The organism is Actinospica robiniae DSM 44927, from assembly GCF_000504285.1.
Taxonomy (GTDB): domain Bacteria; phylum Actinomycetota; class Actinomycetes; order Streptomycetales; family Catenulisporaceae; genus Actinospica; species Actinospica robiniae.
In genome coordinates this window covers 5,269,873-5,286,996 of the sequence record NZ_KI632511.1, presented here as the reverse complement: position 1 = coordinate 5,286,996, position 17,124 = coordinate 5,269,873, and the positions used below count along the sequence as shown (strand labels likewise).

Annotated in this window: 17 protein-coding genes; 13 read left to right on the top strand and 4 right to left on the bottom strand. The window is 71.5% G+C overall.

Annotated elements, in window-relative coordinates; all coding sequences use genetic code 11:
- Positions 1-33 precede the first annotated feature (33 nt).
- Entirely contained in the window at positions 34-1,389 is a 1,356-nt protein-coding gene (locus ACTRO_RS22300) for a hypothetical protein (RefSeq protein ID WP_157436370.1), read from the bottom strand.
- 136 nt (positions 1,390-1,525) lie between these two features.
- Here ACTRO_RS22300 and lepA point away from each other — a divergent pair, with 136 nt between their 5' ends.
- Both lepA and ACTRO_RS22290 read left to right on the top strand, forming a co-directional pair.
- Positions 1,526-3,388, top strand: coding sequence for a translation elongation factor 4 (gene lepA, locus ACTRO_RS22295; RefSeq protein ID WP_034265915.1), 1,863 nt, complete (start codon positions 1,526-1,528; stop codon positions 3,386-3,388).
- A gap of 87 nt (positions 3,389-3,475) precedes the next feature.
- Entirely contained in the window at positions 3,476-4,195 is a 720-nt protein-coding gene (locus ACTRO_RS22290) for a DUF899 domain-containing protein (RefSeq protein ID WP_034265912.1), read from the top strand.
- Positions 4,196-4,300: 105 nt separating this feature from the next.
- Here the strand turns inward: ACTRO_RS22290 and ACTRO_RS22285 are convergent, their stop codons facing one another.
- The gene (locus ACTRO_RS22285; RefSeq protein ID WP_051451206.1) at positions 4,301-5,122 is read right to left on the bottom strand and encodes a GNAT family N-acetyltransferase; all 822 of its coding nucleotides are present in this window, start codon (positions 5,120-5,122) and stop codon (positions 4,301-4,303) included.
- Positions 5,123-5,369: 247 nt separating this feature from the next.
- On the opposite strand from ACTRO_RS22285, the gene hemW reads away from it, so the two are divergent.
- Positions 5,370-6,590: a radical SAM family heme chaperone HemW gene (hemW, locus tag ACTRO_RS22280; RefSeq protein WP_034265903.1), complete on the top strand. Its 1,221-nt coding sequence runs from the start codon at positions 5,370-5,372 to the stop codon at positions 6,588-6,590.
- Positions 6,591-6,633: 43 nt separating this feature from the next.
- Here the strand turns inward: hemW and ACTRO_RS22275 are convergent, their stop codons facing one another.
- A complete protein-coding gene (locus tag ACTRO_RS22275) occupies positions 6,634-7,485 on the bottom strand; it encodes a DUF3097 family protein (protein ID WP_034276141.1) in 852 nt (283 codons plus the stop codon).
- A gap of 187 nt (positions 7,486-7,672) precedes the next feature.
- On the opposite strand from ACTRO_RS22275, the gene hrcA reads away from it, so the two are divergent.
- The 3 genes from hrcA to ACTRO_RS22260 are packed head-to-tail and all read left to right on the top strand — an operon-like array spanning position 7,673 to position 10,664.
- Positions 7,673-8,737 carry a heat-inducible transcriptional repressor HrcA gene (hrcA, locus tag ACTRO_RS22270; protein ID WP_034265902.1) on the top strand — a complete coding sequence of 355 codons (1,065 nt, stop codon included), beginning with the start codon at positions 7,673-7,675 and terminating at the stop codon, positions 8,735-8,737.
- Between the two features lie 56 nt (positions 8,738-8,793).
- Positions 8,794-9,921 (top strand): molecular chaperone DnaJ, encoded by a 1,128-nt coding sequence (dnaJ, locus tag ACTRO_RS22265; protein ID WP_034265899.1) that lies wholly within the window; start codon positions 8,794-8,796, stop codon positions 9,919-9,921.
- Between the two features lie 2 nt (positions 9,922-9,923).
- Positions 9,924-10,664, top strand: coding sequence for a 16S rRNA (uracil(1498)-N(3))-methyltransferase (locus tag ACTRO_RS22260; RefSeq protein ID WP_034265897.1), 741 nt, complete (start codon positions 9,924-9,926; stop codon positions 10,662-10,664).
- 57 nt (positions 10,665-10,721) lie between these two features.
- Here ACTRO_RS22260 and ACTRO_RS50425 read toward each other — a convergent pair whose 3' ends face one another.
- Positions 10,722-11,135, bottom strand: coding sequence for a hypothetical protein (locus ACTRO_RS50425; protein ID WP_034265894.1), 414 nt, complete (start codon positions 11,133-11,135; stop codon positions 10,722-10,724).
- Positions 11,136-11,275: 140 nt separating this feature from the next.
- On the opposite strand from ACTRO_RS50425, the gene ACTRO_RS22250 reads away from it, so the two are divergent.
- The 7 genes from ACTRO_RS22250 to ACTRO_RS22220 all read left to right on the top strand — a co-directional run bounded on the left by ACTRO_RS22250 (position 11,276) and on the right by ACTRO_RS22220 (position 17,088).
- Positions 11,276-11,671, top strand: a complete 396-nt coding sequence (locus ACTRO_RS22250; protein WP_051452471.1) for an HIT domain-containing protein — start codon at positions 11,276-11,278, stop codon at positions 11,669-11,671.
- 130 nt (positions 11,672-11,801) lie between these two features.
- On the top strand, positions 11,802-12,830 hold the full coding sequence (locus ACTRO_RS22245) for a PhoH family protein (RefSeq protein ID WP_034265893.1): 1,029 nt from the start codon (positions 11,802-11,804) through the stop codon (positions 12,828-12,830).
- Positions 12,831-12,838: 8 nt separating this feature from the next.
- Positions 12,839-13,312 (top strand): rRNA maturation RNase YbeY, encoded by a 474-nt coding sequence (gene ybeY / locus ACTRO_RS22240; RefSeq protein WP_034265890.1) that lies wholly within the window; start codon positions 12,839-12,841, stop codon positions 13,310-13,312.
- Positions 13,309-14,604: a hemolysin family protein gene (locus ACTRO_RS22235; RefSeq protein ID WP_034265888.1), complete on the top strand. Its 1,296-nt coding sequence runs from the start codon at positions 13,309-13,311 to the stop codon at positions 14,602-14,604. The genes ybeY and ACTRO_RS22235 overlap by 4 nt, the downstream gene beginning before the upstream one ends.
- Before the next feature lie 116 nt (positions 14,605-14,720).
- A complete protein-coding gene (locus tag ACTRO_RS22230) occupies positions 14,721-15,440 on the top strand; it encodes a sensor domain-containing protein (RefSeq protein ID WP_034265885.1) in 720 nt (239 codons plus the stop codon).
- A 53-nt stretch (positions 15,441-15,493) separates the two neighbouring features.
- Complete coding sequence (locus ACTRO_RS22225) at positions 15,494-15,838, top strand: cytidine/deoxycytidylate deaminase family protein (RefSeq protein WP_034265882.1); 345 nt, start codon at positions 15,494-15,496, stop codon at positions 15,836-15,838.
- A 59-nt stretch (positions 15,839-15,897) separates the two neighbouring features.
- Entirely contained in the window at positions 15,898-17,088 is a 1,191-nt protein-coding gene (locus ACTRO_RS22220) for an LCP family protein (RefSeq protein ID WP_051451205.1), read from the top strand.
- Positions 17,089-17,124 lie beyond the last annotated feature (36 nt).

The window sequence follows — 17,124 nt, the reverse complement described above, 5'->3', positions numbered from 1 at the left end:
CCCGCCGACGGCGTCCGCCGGTTCTCCGTCTCGTTACTCGTCCTCGTCTTCGTCCTCGTCGTCGAGGCCCTCGGCACTGCGCGCCTCGGCCACCAGCTGGGCCAGCAGCTCAGAGAGGTCCGCACCGGCGTTGACCTGGTACTCGCGCACCGGCACCGCCTCGAACTCCGCGCGCAGGGCGGCCATCTCCGGGTCCTCGTAGACGTCCACGAAGGCCTCGAGCAGCTGCGGCAGCGCCTCGCGCCACAGCCGCATGCCCTCCTCGCCGAAGCCGCGCCGGCCGTTGGTGAACTCGGCCCAGGCCGGGATCACCGCGCGCGCCTCGATGAGCTCGGCGTCGGTGAGCACGATCGACTCGGCGAACTCCTCGAGCAGGAAGCCGCCGAGGCTCTGCGGCCCGAAGCCCACCGCGGTCCGGTCGCTCAGCGCCGCGGCGTCGGCCATCACGGTGGCCAACGCGCCGGCGAAGTCCCGGTCCAGGTCCGCGGCCGGGCCCGAGCCCAGGAACGCGGCCACCGTCTCGTGCACGTCCTCGGCGCTGCCCACCGCGGTCTGCGCCACCGGCGGCTCGGGCAGCAAGTCGAGCCGGGCCGCCACCAGCGGCCACAGGCCCACCGGGCTGGTCATCTCCAGCTCCTCCGGGTCGAGCCCGGCCTCCTCGGCCAGCTCGGCCAACTCCTCCGGATCGTCCGGGCCCTCGGACAGCAGCCGGTCGACCGCCTCGGCCAGCAGCGTGCGCGCCGCCTCCAGCTCCAGCCGGCTCACGTGCAGGCCCTGCTCCTCGTCCTCGGCCCGCATCTCCTCGGCCAGCGACTCGGCCGAACCGGCCACGATCAGCACCCGGTCGAGCACCGGACCGCCCCGGTCGGCCACGTAGCAGCAGACGGTGTGCTGCTGCCCGCCCCGGGAGAAGCCCAGGTTCACCGCGCCGACGTCGCCGAACAGGTCGCCCGCCCGGAACACCGCGACCGGCTTGACCTCCTCCGCCTGGCGCAGCCAGGCCGGCTCCTTCAGCCCCTGCTCGGCCAGCCAGTTGGCCGCGTCCAGCGCCTCCTGCCGGCTCCACTCCTCGCCCACCATGACCAGCGCGCGCAGCCCGGCCAGCGCCTCCGGCCGGCGCTTCTGCTTGGCCAGGTAGTCCAGCAGCTCCCCGAGCATCCGCTCGAACAGCTCGTCCGGGTCGTCCTCGGTCTCCTCGGCCTCGCGCCAGGCGGCGTCGAACACCCCGCCCAGGACGAAGGAGGCCCACAGCTCCGCGTCCATCACCTCGGTCTCGGGGTCGAGCAGCGCCTTGGCCTCCTCCACCACGTGCGAGTACGGAGAGGCGGGTACATGGTGCGCGGGCTTCACGGGGCGCTTCGGCTTGCGGCTACGGCTCACGGGGCTCATGCGGCGATTGTGCCAGTCTCCGAGGACGGCGTGGCCGATTCGCCCCGCGTCGCGGCGCGGAGCTCTTCGGTGGTTCCCCGGGAAGCTCGCTATGGGACCATGGTGGCGGTCCCTACCAGTCGAATGGATTGTCCGCGTGCCTGCCCTGCCGTCCAACATCCCGCAGCCGTCGAAGACGGACCCCGCGCTGATCCGCAACTTCTGCATCATCGCGCACATCGACCACGGCAAGTCCACCCTGGCAGACCGGATGCTGCAGCTGACCGGCGTCGTCGACGAGCGGCAGATGCGCGCCCAGTACCTCGACCGGATGGACATCGAGCGCGAACGCGGGATCACCATCAAGTCCCAGGCCGTGCGGCTGCCCTGGCAGGTCGAGGGCGTCACGCACGTGCTCAACATGATCGACACGCCCGGCCACGTGGACTTCACCTACGAGGTCTCCCGCTCGCTGGCCGCCTGCGAGGGCGCGATCCTGCTGGTGGACGCGGCGCAGGGGATCGAGGCGCAGACGCTGGCGAACCTGTACATGGCGCTGGAGAACGATCTGACGATCGTTCCGGTGCTCAACAAGATCGACCTGCCGGCCGCGCAGCCGGAGAAGTACTCGGAGGAGCTCGCCAAGCTGATCGGCTGCGAGCCCGAGGACGTGCTGCGGGTCTCCGGCAAGACCGGCGAGGGCGTGCCCGCGCTGCTCGACCACGTGGTGCGCACCCTGCCGTCGCCGACCGGCGACGTCGCCGGCAAGAGCCGGGCGATGATCTTCGACTCGGTCTACGACTCCTACCGCGGCGTGGTCACCTACGTCCGGGTGGTGGACGGCTATCTCTCCAAGCGCGAGCGCATCCTGATGATGTCCACCGGCGCCACCCACGAGCTGCTGGAGATCGGCGTCATCTCGCCCGAGCCCAAGCCGGCCGACGGCCTCGGCCCGGGCGAGGTGGGCTACCTGATCACCGGCGTGAAGGACGTGCGCCAGTCGAAGGTCGGCGACACCATCACCGCGCAGCACAAGGGCGCCACCGAAGCGCTGACCGGGTACAAGGAACCGAAGCCGATGGTGTTCTCCGGCATCTACCCGATCGACGGCTCCGACTACCCGGAGCTGCGCGACGCCCTGGACAAGCTCCAGCTCAACGACGCGGCCCTGGTCTACGAGCCGGAGACCTCGGCGGCGCTCGGCTTCGGCTTCCGGGTCGGCTTCCTCGGCCTGCTGCACCTGGAGATCATCCGGGAGCGGCTCGAGCGCGAGTTCAACCTCGACCTGATCGCCACCGCGCCGAACGTGGTCTACCGGGTGGTGATGGAGAGCCGCGAGGAGCACATCGTCACCAACCCGAGCGAGTTCCCGGCCGACGGCAAGATCGCCGAGGTCTTCGAGCCGACCGTGCGCGCCACCGTGCTGGCCCCGAGCGACTACATCGGCGCGATCATGGAGCTGTGCCAGGGTCGCCGCGGCAACCTGCTCGGGATGGACTACCTGTCCGAGGACCGGGTCGAGCTGCGCTACACCCTGCCGCTCGGCGAGATCATCTTCGACTTCTTCGACCAGCTCAAGTCCAAGACCCGCGGCTACGCCTCGTTCGACTACGACGTGGACGGCGAGCAGCAGGCCGACCTGGTGAAGGTGGACATCCTGCTGCACGGCGAGAAGGTCGACGCCTTCTCCGCGATCGTGCACAAGGACCGCTCCTACAACTACGGCGTGAAGATGGCCGAGCGGCTCAAGGACCTGATCCCGCGTCAGCAGTTCGAGGTGCCGATCCAGGCGGCCATCGGCGCCCGGGTGATCGCCCGCGAGACGGTCCGGGCGATGCGCAAGGACGTGCTGGCGAAGTGCTACGGCGGCGACATCTCGCGTAAGCGCAAGCTGCTGGAGAAGCAGAAGGAGGGCAAGAAGCGGATGAAGATGGTCGGCCGGGTGGAGGTCCCGCAGGAGGCCTTCATCGCCGCGCTCTCCTCCGACTCCGACAGCCCGGCGGACAAGGCAAAGAAGTAGTAAAAACCTGGCCCGTCCTGTCTGTCAGTGCCGGTCGTTACCGTCGTGAGAGCGAAGGTGAACGGACTGCACTGAAGGAGGAGGACTATGGCTCTGCCCGATGTCGTCTCGCGCGAGGAGTGGCTCGCCGCCCGCAAGGCCCTGCTGGTGCGGGAGAAGGCGGCCACCCGCGCGCGGGACGCGCTCAACGCCGACCGGCGCCGGCTGCCGATGGTCCGGGTCGAGGCCGATTACGCGTTCGAAGGCGCCGAGGGCCGGGTCGGCCTGGCCGACCTGTTCCGCGGCAAGCGCCAGCTGCTGCTCCAGCACGTCATGTTCCACCCGGACTGGGACAAGGCCTGCTCGGGCTGCACCGCCGGCATCGACGAGTTCTCGACCGGCCTGCTCGAGCACCTGCACGCGCGGGAGACGGAGTACGTGCTGGTCTCCCGGGCTCCCTACCCCAAGCTCAAGGCGTACGCGGAACAGCGCGGCTGGTTCCTGAACTGGTACTCGTCGCAGGGCTCCAGCTTCAACCGCGACTTCCGGGTGACGCTGGACCCGGACGCCGGCCAGATCGAGTACAACTACGCGCCGCACCCGGAGTTCGTCGCGGCCGGCGAGACCTCGGAGCAGCCGGGCGTCAGCGCCTTCCTGAAGGAGGGCGACGAGATCTTCCACACCTACTCGACCTACGCCCGGGGCACTGACAGCGGCGGCGCGTACGGCCTGCTCGACCTGACCGCGCTCGGCCGGCAGGAGGCGTGGGAGGAGCCGAAGGGCCGCTACGAGCGCGCCCGCGCGGCCGTGCCGGACTTCGCCGAGTAGCGGCCGCGGCGTCGGGAGCCGGGCAGACGAGGGCGCTGCGTCGCCGGGAACGCGACGCAGCGCCTGTCCGCCTGCCGTGGAGCCGCCGTGCGGCTGGCTGAACGGCTAGCCGAGCGCGCACATCAGCGGCGCGTGCAGCCGGCTCTGGTCCATCGGGACCTGCCGGCCGTGCGCCATGTGCGTGCACGAATACGTCGGCTGCAGGCCGTGCCCGCAGGCCCAGGCGGACAGGTCGTCGCCCTCGTGGTCGATGTCCATCCGCACCGGCCCGCCCGCGTCCACGGCCAGGTCGGTCACCAGGTCGCGGGCGCCGGCCACGTCCGGGGCCACCACCGGGCCGACCACCGTGGTCTCGCCGTTGCGCCAGGTGGCGCCGTAGCCGGTGAGCTTGCCGCCCTCGCCGCGCAGCACCCGGATGCGCTCGGCCAGCTGCGGCAGCCGGGCCAGCAGGGCGGCCCGGTCGGCGCCGTAGGCGTCCCGGTCGAGCCGGGCGATCTCGGCGTAGTCGGCCGCGTTCGCCTCGTCCGAGCGGCCCACGTTGGCGCCGGTCGGGTCGAAGGTGCCCAGGTGCGCCTCGACCGTGGCGAAGCGTTTGAAGCCGAGCTTGTCGTAGAGCGGCCGGCCCGGCTGGGTGGCGTGCAGGGTCACGCAGGAGCCGTCGGCCTGCTCGAGCGCGTGCCGCACCATCTTGGTGCCGAAGCCGCGCCGCTCGTGGCTCTTGGCCACCAGCACCATGCTCACCGCCGCCAGGTCGGCCCCGTACCGGGTGAGCACGGAGGTGGCGATCAGGTCACCGCCGGGGTCCTCGACCCCGTAGACCTCGCCCAACTCGAACAGGAGTTCCCACTTCTTCTCCTCGGTCCCCCAGTCCCGGCTGACGGCGAGCGCGCTGCACCGCGTGCGGTCGGCCGCCGTCAGCCGCCGCACCGGTAGGTCTGTCGCTGAAGCTGAAGCTGCTGAACTGGACATGGACAGCCCGTTACCCGCGCGCGGCCTCCCCCGACGGGTTACCGGCGGGTTTCCACCGCATGCCCGGCCGGGGGTGAGCCGAGCGGCCCAGCGGCGTGAGCCGAGCGGCCCAGCCGTTGGTGCGATCGGGGCAAATCCCCGGGCCCCGGTCCGGCGTCGGCCGGAAGGTTCGCCCGCCCGCCGGTGCGGCTGAGACAATGTCCCAATGCCTTCCGTACAACTCGACGGCGATCCGGTCCCCTCGGACGGCGCGCTCCCGGCCGCATCGCTGGAATCCTTCGGGTCCCAGCCCTTCGGCTTCTACGTGCACGTCCCGTACTGCGCCACCCGCTGCGGCTACTGCGACTTCAACACCTACACCGCTTCCGAGCTGGGCGGGGGCGCGTCCCAGGCCGGGTACGCGCACAGCGCGATCGAGGAGATCCGGCTGGCCCGGCGCTCGCTCGGCGAGGCCTACGTGCCGGTGGAGACGGTGTTCTTCGGCGGCGGCACGCCCACCCTGCTGCCCGCGGCGGACCTGGTGGCCATGCTCAAGGCGATCAAGGCCGAGTTCGGGCTCTCGGCAGAAGCCGAGATCACCACCGAGGCCAACCCGGAGTCGGTGGACGAGCGGTACCTGGTCGAGCTGGCCGAGGGCGGCTTCAACCGGATCTCCTTCGGCATGCAGTCCGCCCGTCCGCACGTGCTGGACGTGCTCGACCGCCGGCACACCCCGGGCCGCGCCGAGCAGTGCGTCCGGTGGGCTTACGACGCCGGGTTCGAGCAGGTGAACCTGGATCTGATCTACGGCACGCCGGGGGAGAGCGACCAGGACTGGCGCGCCTCGCTGGAGTCGGTGATCTCGGCCTACCCGGACCACGTCTCGGCCTACTCGCTGATCGTCGAGGAGGGCACCAGGCTCTCCGCCCGGATCAAGCGCGGCGAGCTGCCGATGATCGACGACGACGTGCACGCCGACCGCTACCTGATGGCCGACCAGCTGCTCGCCGAGGCCGGATACCGCTGGTACGAGGTGTCGAACTGGGCCGTGTCCGAGGACGCGCACTGCCGGCACAACCTGCTGTACTGGACCGGCGGCCACTGGTGGGGCGTCGGCCCGGGCGCGCACTCGCACATCGGCGGCACCCGCTGGTGGAACGTCAAGCACCCGTCCGCCTACACCCAGCGCCTCGACGCCGGCCTCTCGCCCGGCCACGCCCGCGAGGTGCTCTCGCCGGAGGACCGCCGGATCGAGCGGATCCTGCTGGAGCTGCGCATCTCCGACGGCCTGGATCTGACCCTGCTCACCGAGAAGGGCCGGGCCGCGGCGCAGCGCGCGCTGGAGGAGGAGCTGGTCGAGCCGCTGCCGTTCGCCGACGGGCACGCGGTGCTCACCCGGCGCGGCCGGCTGCTCGCCGACGCCGTGGTGCGGGACCTGACCGACTGAGCCGGCCCCGGCCGAGCCGTCCGGCCTGGCCGGGGCGCCGCGGTCAGGGCGCGGTGACGAAGTCGATCAGCGCCTCGACCGGTCCGAGCAGGTTCGGCTCGAGGTCCCGGTACGAGCCGACCCGGGACAGGATCCGGGCCCAGGCCTGGCGCGGGTCGAGCGGCCAGGACGGGTCCTTGCGGTGCAGCCGCTCGCACACCCCGGTCTTCCAGTCCTCGGAGCGCGGCACCACCGGCCAGGCCGGGATGCCGAGCGAGGCGGGCTTGACCGCCTGCCAGATGTCCACGTACGGGTGGCCCAGGACGAGGATGAACTCCTCGCGGCCGCGCTGGAGCCGGTCGGCCGTGCGCGTCTCCTTGCTGTTGGGCACCAGGTGGTCGAGCAGCACGCCGAGGCGCCGGCCAGGGCCCGGATCGAACGCCGCGGCGATCTCGTGCAGCTCGTCCACGCCGCCGAGCAGCTCCACCACCACGCCCTCGATCCGCAGGTCGTCGCCCCAGACCCGCTCGACCAGCTCGGCGTCGTGCTTGCCCTCCACGTAGATCCGGCCGGCCCGGGCCACCTTCGCCCGCAGCCCGGAGACCGCCACCGAGCCCGACGCGGTCCGCCCGGATTTCGACGGCGCCTGCTGCGCGGGCTTCGGGCGCACGAGCGTGACCGGCCGTCCCTCGAACAGGAAGCCGGGGCCGAGCGGGAAGACCCGGTGCTTGCCCGCGCGGTCCTCGAGGGTGACGGTGTATCCGCCCGGCGTCTTCTCCAGCCGCACCACGGCGCCGCAGTAGCCGGTGGAGGTCTCCTCCACCACCAGCCCGGCCGACGCCTCGAGTTCCACCGGCTTCTGGCGCCGCCGATGCGTCGGCAGCAGGTCTTCGGGTACATAGCGCTTCGAGCTCACCACACGCCGAGGGTAGACCAAGGGTCGGGGGCACGCCGTACACTGGTCTTGCGAAATCTGGCACTCCCGGTGAACGAGTGCCAACAGCCCGGCGACCGGCGGACCGCCGCCGCCCGCCCCCGCGCCGCCGACCGCCGGGCGGCGCCCGCCCAGGCCGGACCGGCCCCGCTCACAGGAGGTGCGCACGATGGACGAGCCGAAGCTGGACCGCCGCCGCCTCGAGGTGCTGCGGGCCATCGTCGAGGACTACGTGGCCACCCAGGAGCCGGTGGGCTCGCGAGCCCTGGTCGAACGGCACAACCTGAACGTCTCGCCCGCGACCATACGCAACGACATGGCCCTGCTCGAGGAGGAGGGCTACATCCACCAGCCGCACACCAGCGCGGGCCGGGTGCCCACCGACAAGGGCTACCGGCTGTTCGTGGACCGGCTCACCAACGTCAAGCCGCTCACCGGCGCCGAGCGCCGGGCCATCCACAGCTTCCTGGACGAGGCGGTCGACCTCGACGACGTCGTCTCCCGCACGGTCCGGCTGCTGGCCCAGCTCACCCGGCAGGTGGCCGTCGTGCAGTACCCCTCGCTCTCCCGCTCCGCGGTGCGCCACGTCGAGCTGGTCAGCCTCTCGCCGAGCCGGGTGATGCTGGTGCTGATCACCGACACCGGCCGGGTCGAGCAGCGGGTGGTCGAGGTCAGCGCGATCGACGAGGCCACCCTGGGCGAGTTCCGGGCCCGGCTCAACGCGCTGATCGACGGCCGCCGGCTGGCCGAGGTGGCCGCCCTGGTCGAGGAGTTCACCCACTCCCGGCCGCTGTCCGGCCCCGAGCCGGCCGAGGACGGCGCCCGCGGCCCGCAGCCGGCCGCGGTGGACGCGCTGTGCGCCAGCCTGCTCGAGATGATCGTGGAGCAGCGCGAGGAGCGGGTGGTGCTCGGCGGCACGGCCAACCTGGCCCGGTTCGGGCAGGACTTCCCCGACTCCATCGGGCCGGTGCTCGAGGCGCTCGAGGAGCAGGTGGTGCTGCTCAAGCTGCTCGGCGAGGCCACCGCGCCCTCGCTGCTGACCGTCCGGATCGGCCGGGAGAACGGCTTCGACCAGCTCACCACGACCTCCGTGGTCACCAGCGGCTACGGCCGGGGCGAGGACACCCTGGCGCAGCTCGGCGTGCTCGGACCGACGAGAATGGACTACCCGGGCACGATGGGGGCGGTCTCCGCCGTTGCTAGATACGTCGGCCGTATTCTCGAACAGGCGTAGCCTGGGGCGTGGGCCGAACACCGGGCACCAGACCGAAAGCAGTGGAGAAGACTTAAGTGGCGACCGACTACTACGCGGTCCTCGGGGTCAGGCAGGACGCCACCCAGGACGAGATCAAGAAGGCGTACCGCCGTCTCGCCCGCGAGCTGCACCCGGATGTGAACCCGGATCCGGCGACCCAGGAGCGGTTCAAGGAGATAGGGCTGGCCTACGAGGTCCTGTCCGACCCGCAGAAGCGCCAGCTCTACGACCTCGGCATGGACCCGAGCAAGGGCGGCGTGTCCGGCGCGGGCGGCTTCGGCCCGGGCTTCGCCTTCAGCGACATGATCGACGCGTTCTTCGGCGGCGGCGGCCAGCGCGGCCCCCGCTCCCGGGTGCAGCGCGGCCAGGACGCGCTGATCCGGGTGGAGATCTCGCTGCAGGACGCCGCCTTCGGCACCCAGCGCGACCTGCAGGTGGACACCGCGGTGGTCTGCCCGACCTGCTCCGGCGACGGCGCCGCCCCCGGCACCGTGCCGATCACCTGCGACATGTGCCGCGGCCGCGGCGAGGTCGGCCAGGTCAACCGGTCCTTCCTGGGCCCGGTGATGACCTCGCGGCCGTGCCCGCAGTGCCAGGGCTACGGCACCATCGTGCCCACCCCGTGCGTGGAGTGCGCCGGCGACGGACGCGTGCGCACCCGCCGCACCCTGACCGTGAAGATCCCGCCGGGCGTGGACAACGGCACCCAGATCAAGCTGGCCGGCGAGGGCGAGGTCGGCCCGGGCGCCGGGCCCGCGGGCAACCTCTACATCGAGATCGTCGAGGAGCCGCACGAGATCTTCCAGCGCCGCGGCGACGACCTGCACTGCACCGTGACCATGCCGATGACGGCGGCCTCGCTGGGCACCAAGCTCCCGCTGCAGACCCTCGACGGCCAGGTCGAGCTGGACATCCGGCCGGGCAGCCAGTCCGGGCAGTCGATCACCATGCGCGGGCGCGGCATCCAGCACCTGCGCGGCACGAGCCGGGGCGACCTGGTGGTGCACATCGAGGTCCAGACGCCGAAGAACCTCGACCCCCAGCAGGAGGAACTGCTGCGCAAGCTGGCCGTGCTGCGCGGCGAAGAGCGTCCGTCCGGGACGTTCGCGCCGGGACAGCAGGGGCTGTTCTCCCGGCTCAAGGACGCGCTGAACAACCGCTAGCGATGACTGTCCCCGTCTTCCACGCCTCCCGCGAGCTGCTGGCCGGCTCGTCCACCGTCCGGCTGGACGGACCCGAGGGCCGGCACGCCGCACTGGTGCGCCGGCTGCAGCCGCGCGAGCGGATCGATCTGACCGACGGCGCCGGCCTGGTGGCCGAGTGCGTCATCCTGCAGTCCGACGGCTACGCGCTCGACCTCGAGGTGCAGGAGCTGCGCATGCACCCGGCGCCGCGCCCCCGGCTGACGGTGGTGCAGGGGCTGGCCAAGGGCGAGCGCGGTGAGACGGCCGTGGAGACGATGACCGAGATCGGCGTGGACGTGATCGTGCCGTGGTCGGCCGGCCGCTCGATCGCCCAGTGGAAGGGCGAGCGCGGCGCCAAGTCGCTGGCGAAGTGGCGCAGCACCGCCCGCGAGGCGGCCAAGCAGGCGCGCCGCTGCTGGTGGCCGGAGGTGACCGAGCCCGCGTCCACGGCCAGAGTGGCCAAGCTGCTGGCCGGCGCGAGCGTGCCGATCGTGCTGCACGAGGAGGCCGAGCTGCCGCTGGCCGGGATCGAGCTGCCCGGCGGCTCGGACGAGGTGGTGCTGGTGGTCGGCCCGGAGGGCGGGATCACGCCGGAGGAGCTGATGCAGTTCGCTCAGGCGGGGGCCGCGCCCTACCGGATGGGACCGACCGTGCTGCGCACCTCCACCGCGGGCACGGCCGCCGCGGCGGTGCTGCTCGCCCGATCCGGGCGCTGGGACTAGGGCGCGTTACTTCTCAAACGCGCCCTGGCTTCTCGGGCCCCGCGGTCCGGTCGAGGGCTATCCGTGCAGGAACTGACAGGCCGAAGGGTGCCGCGGCGCGAAGCCGTCCTCGACCAGCAGAGTACTGACACAGGGGTGCTCGCGCAGCTCCGGCAGCAGCACCCTGCCGTGCCCGGGGCGCCGGTCGGCCGGGGCCGGGGCGGAGCCGTCGGCTGCGGGCGGGGCGAAGGCGGATCCGGCCGCGGCGGCCGCGGCGGCCTTGGTTTGGGTCTGGCCGGAGAGGGCAGGCAGGACGGCGATGGCCGGAGCCAGCGCGAGAGTCGACGAGGCATGGGTCGCGGCCCGGGTGGTAGCGGTCTGGGGAGCGGCGGACGAGGAGGCGTGGCAGGCGTCGGCGAACAGCACGGGTACCGTGGCGAGGGTCAAGGTCAACGCGGCGGTGGCGATGACGTGGACGGCGAGACGGTCCATGGCTTCCCCTTGGAAGATCTGATGAATCGGGCGTCTGATAGCTTTTGCGACGTCTGGCGTGACGTTACACAGAGTTGGACTCACGGCGAGCCCGAGGATCGCCGTCCCTGAAAGGAAAGGACTCGAACGTGGGACAGGAGATCACCGCATCGAGCGAAACTCCGGGCGCTGATACAACCTTCGAGCCCGGTTGTATTTTCTGCTCGATCGTGCGCGGAACGATCCCGGCCACGGTGGTCCGCCAGACCGAGCGCACGCTGGCCTTCCGCGACATCGCGCCGCAGGCGCCGGCGCACCTGCTGGTCGTCCCGAAGACGCACGCCTACGCCAACGCCGCCGAGCTGGCCGCGGGCGACCCGGGCCTGGCGGCCGAGCTGCTGCGCGAGGCGGGCGAGCTGGCCAAGGCCGAGGGACTGGTCGAGGACGGGTACCGGATGGTCTTCAACACCGGGGACTACGCAGGTCAGACCGTCTTCCACGTCCATCTTCACGTGCTCGGCGGGGACGCGCTCGGCCGGTTCGGCACACCCGACTGACCGGGTCGCGGCGCAGCCGGAACAAAAGCCCGCGACCGGCGCGTTCCCGCGCAGTAGCATGGTCTCGCGTACCAGGCCGAGTCGATCGAGTTTCTTAAGGGTGTGATTCCAAGGCCGTAAGGCCGAGCCTATGTCCGAGCAGCAGACCACGATCAAGATCACCATTCCGGCGGCACTTCCGATGGTCGCGGTTCTCGGGCACGGGGACGGGATCCTGCGCGTCATCGAGAAGCAGCTGCCCGCGGTGGACATCCACGCCCGCGGCAACGAGATCACCGTGACCGGCCCGCGCGAGGACGCGGAGCTCGTCCGCTCGCTCTTCGACGAACTGCTGATCGTGCTGGGCAACGGGGCCGTGCTCACCGAGGACTCGGTGCGCCGCTCGATCACCCTGCTCCAGGCCGCCGGGCGCGGGGAGGAGAGCCTGCGGCCGGCCGAGGTGCTCACCCAGAACATCCTGTCGAACCGGGGCCGCACCATCCGGCCCAAGACGGTCAACCAGAAGCGCTACGTGGACGCGATCGACAAGAACACGATCGTGTTCGGGCTCGGCCCGGCCGGCACCGGCAAGACCTACCTGGCCATGGCCAAGGCGGTGCAGGCGCTGCAGAGCAAGGAGATCACCCGGATCATCCTGACCCGGCCGGCGGTGGAGGCGGGCGAGCGGCTCGGCTTCCTGCCCGGGACGCTCTACGAGAAGATCGACCCGTATCTGCGGCCGCTCTACGACGCGCTGCACGACATGATCGACCCGGACTCGATCCCCAAGCTGATGGCCGCGGGCACCATCGAGGTCGCTCCGCTGGCCTATATGCGCGGCCGCACGCTCAACGACGCCTTCATCATCCTGGACGAGGCGCAGAACACCTCGGCCGAGCAGATGAAGATGTTCCTCACCCGCCTCGGCTTCGGCTCCAAGGTGGTGGTCACCGGTGACACCACCCAGGTGGACCTGCCCAGCGGGGTGCAGTCCGGCCTGCGCGTGGTCCAGGAGATCCTCGAAGGCCTGGACGATATCGCCTTCTGCCGCCTGACCAGCACCGACGTGGTCCGCCACCGCCTGGTCGGGGAGATCGTGGACGCCTACGGGCGCTACGACGCCCGCCAGCAGGCGAACGGTCCGGCGCGGCAGCCGGGCTCCTCCCGCCGCGTGGGATGATGCGGGTTATGTCCATCGACATCAACAACGAGTCCGGGATCGAGGCCGACGAGGCCTCGATCGTCGCGCTGGCCCGCTTCGTCCTGGGCGAGATGGGCATCCACCCGCTGGCGGAGCTCTCCATCCTGCTCGTGGACGTCGGCGCGATGGAGCAGCTGCACATCCAGTGGATGGACGAGCCCGGCCCCACCGACGTGCTCTCCTTCCCCATGGACGAGCTGCGCCCGGCCCGGGCCGAGGACGACAACGAGCCCACCCCGGGCCTGCTCGGGGACATCGTGCTGTGCCCCGAGGTGGCGGAGAAGCAGGCCGCCGCGGCCGGCCACTCCACCGGCGCCGAGCTCGAGCTGCTCACCACGCACGGCATCCTGCACCTGCTCGGCTACGACCACGCCGAGCCGGAGGAGCACGAGGAGATGTTCGGGCTGCAGCGGGACCTGCTCGGCGCCTGGGCCGAACAGCGCGGGGGCGCCGCGAGGTGACCGCCTCCCAGGTGTGGCTGCTGGTCGGCGCGCTGGCCGCGGTGGCCGTGGCCGGACTCGCCGCAGCCCTCGACGCCGCGCTGGCCCGCGTCTCGCCGGTGCGCGCCGCGGAGATGGTCGAGCAGGGAGTGCCGGGGGCGGCGCGGCTGGAGCGGATCACCGCCGACCCGGCCCGCTACTTCAACCTGGTGCTGCTGGCGCGGGTGGTCGGCGAGCTCGCGGCCGCGGTTCTGGTGACCATGGTCTGCGTGCGCCAGTGGGGACTGACCTGGTACGCCGGGGCGATCGCCACCGCGGTGATGGCCGTGGTCTCGTACGTGGTCGTGGGCGTGGCCCCGCGTACCCTGGGCCGCCAGCACGCGCCGCGCGTGGCGCTGGCCGGCTCGAGCCTGCTGCTCCTGCTCAGCCGGCTGCTCAACCCGCTCATCCGGGCCCTGATCGTGCTCGGCAACGCGCTCACCCCGGGCCGCGGCTTCCGCGAGGGCCCGTTCGCGACCGAGGCCGAGCTGCGCGCGCTGGTGGACATCGCCGAGCAGCACAGCGAGATCGAGGCGGACGAGCGGCGGATGGTGCACTCCGTCTTCGAGCTCGGCGACACCCTGGTGCGCGAGGTGATGGTGCCGCGCACCGACATGATCTTCATCGAGCGTGGCAAGACCCTGCGTCAGGCGCTGACGCTGGCGCTGCGCAGCGGGTTCTCCCGGATCCCGGTGGTGGGCGAGAACACCGACGACGTGCTCGGCATCGTCTACCTCAAGGATCTGGCCGGCCGGGTGCACGAGCACCACGCCGGCGAGAGCACCGAGGTGGTCGAGTCGGTGATGCGGCCGGCCACCTACGTGCCCGACTCCAAGCACGCGGACGAACTGCTGCGCGACATGCAGGCGCAGCGCATCCACCTGGCCGTCGTGATCGACGAGTACGGCGGCACGGCCGGCCTGGTGACCATCGAGGACATCCTCGAGGAGATCGTGGGCGAGATCACCGACGAGTACGACCAGGGCCGCGAGGCGGTGCAGTGGCTCGGCGAACCGGGCGACCTGCCGGCCGGCGCCCGGGTCACCGCGCGGCTCGGCCTGGACCAGCTCGGCGAGCTCTTCCACCGGGACCTCGAGGACGTGGACGTGGAGACGGTCGGCGGTCTGTTGGCGAAGGCGCTGGGCAAGGTGCCGATCCCCGGCGCCTCGGTCGCCGTGGACGGGCTCTCCCTGGTGGCCGAGTCGGCCGAGGGCCGGCGCCGCCGGGTCGGCACGATCCTGGTGCGCGAGCTGCCCGAGGAGCCGGCCGACTGAACGGCCCAGTCGCGCCGGACGGCGGGCGCGGCCGTCCTCGGGAACATCCCAGAACGTGTCGCTTTCGAGATCGTCCGGGCCGTCGGCGTCGGCGCGGCAAGGTACTGTGATGCGCCATGACAAGTCGTAAGCTCATAGTTTCGGGCCTGCTCGCTGCCCTGCCCCTGGTGCTGGCGGGCTGCTCCAGCGCCGGTTCCACCCCCGACGCCGGCGGCGCGGCGGTCACCACGCCGGCCGCCGCCCCGACCAGCCACCTGACCGGAACCCAGCTGGCGAGCACCCTGCTGACTGCTTCGGAGATCGGATCCGGGTTCGCGTCCAACCAGAGCTCCGCGGTGAATTCCGGCGGCTCCCTGACCACGGCGGCGGCGAAGTACAAGCCCGAGAGCCTGAGCTGCACTGACCTGATGGAAGACGTGGGGCGACCCGGCTACGGCGAGAGCGCCATGGCGTACGACGAGCTGTCGAACGGCAGTAGCGGTGACGAGCTCGATGAGTCTGTCTACCAGTTCGCCTCGGCGTCGGAGGCCAATGTGGTCTTCACCTCGCTGCAAGCGAAGTGGAACTCGTGCGCCAGCTTCACCGTCACCACGAGCGTGACCGGGAAGGTGACCATCGCGCCGATCTCAGCACCGAGTGGTCTCGGTGACATGGCGTTCGCGGACACCCTCAAGGTCACTCTGCCGAGCACCACCATGAACGGCTCCATGGTGTACGTGCTGAAGGGCGCGGACGTGTATTGCGTGAGTCCCGCGAACATCCTCGGCGAGACTCCCAGCCTCTCCGCGAAGTCATTGATGACGCAGCTGATGACGAAGGTCGCGTCCGCGGGCTGAGCGGATCCGGCCGAGCCCGGACGCCGCCGTGCGCGAGCCGATAGTCTTGCCGCATGGACCTTGAGCTGGACCCGGAAGACGCCAAGATCATCACCCTGGCCCGTTCGGCGCGGGCCAGGTCCGGCGCGCAGAGCGGAGCGGCCGTGCGCGACACTACCGGCCGCACCTACTCGGCGGTCGAGGTGATGCTGCCCTCGCTGCGGCTGAGCGCCCTCGAGGTGGCGGTGGCGATGGCGGTCTCGTCCGGGGCCGAGGGCCTCGAGGCCGCGGCCGTGGTGTCCGGCGCGACCGAGCTGGCCGAGGCCGCGCTCGCCCCGGCTCGCGATCTGAAGGCGGTTCAGGTGCTGCTGGCCGACCCGACCGGCCGGCTCACGGCGGCGTACCCCACCGTGTCCTGACCGCCTGCCCGGCGTAGTGTCCGCACCCGCGTTCCTGCATTCGGATTACGGTGGTGTGTGTGAGCGGTCTCGATCCCCACGAGATGTTGCCGGAACAGTCGTCCACCTACGGCGGCGTGAGCGGCAAACGGCCGAAGCGGCGTAAGCCCGCGCCGGATCCGCTGCCCGACCCGTACGACGGCGGCGGACCGGGCGAGCCAGGCGGTCCGCCGCGGACCGAGGGCGGCGAGGGCCCCAAGCGCCGCCGCTGGGGCCGGATCATCGGATTCACCGTGCTCGCCCTGGTGCTGATCGTCATCGGCGGGTCCATCAGCACCTGGGTCTGGGCCTCCGGCAAGATCACGCACGTCGGCGCGCTGCCCGCGTACGCCGGCCAGCCGGCCGCGGGCGCCGGTACGACCTGGCTGCTGGCCGGCTCGGACGGCCGGGACACGCTCACGCCGGAGCAGGTCAAGCAGTACCACACCGGCTCGGCCGGATCGATCATCGGCAGCCGCACCGACACGATCATGCTGCTGCACTACGGCGCCAGCGGCCCGGACCTCATCTCCATCCCGCGTGACTCCTACGTCGAGGTCCCGGCGTACACGGACGCGAAGGGCGCCTCGCACTCGGCCTCGCACGAGAAGATAAACGCCGCCTACCAGGAGGGCGGCCCGCAGCTGCTGGTGCGCACGGTCGAGCAGAACTTCGACATCCGGGTCGACCACTACCTGGAGATCGGCTTCCTCGGCATCGTGAACATGGTCGACGCCGTCGGCGGGGTGCACATGTGCCTGTCCTCGGCCGTGCACGACCACTACTCCGGCGCGAACCTCGGCGCCGGCTGCCAGACGCTGAACGGGGCCCAGGCGCTGGCCTACGTGCGCTCGCGCTACTCGCTGCCCAACTCGGACGTGAGCCGGATGTCGGACCAGCAGGCCTTCATCAGGGCGCTGCTGAAAGCGGCGGACCGGCCGAGCGTGCTGTTCAACCCGTTCTCGTTCTATCCGTTCGTCGGCGGCGTGCTCACCTCGGTGGCCGCGGACGACGGGACCGGGCTGACGAACCTGATCGGGATGGCCCGCAGCGTGCGCGCGCTCTCCTCCGGCGGCGGGACCTCGGGCACCCTGCCGATAGCGGACGAGAGCTACTCGGTCTCCGGCCTCGGGGACACCGTGCTGCTCGACAAGACGAAGACGGCCGAGGTGATAGGGGCCATGCGGGCGGACAAGCCGATCCCGTCGGGCCTGCTCAACACCGTCTCCTGACCGGGGCCCGCACCCGCCCGGGCCGCGGGCGGGTAA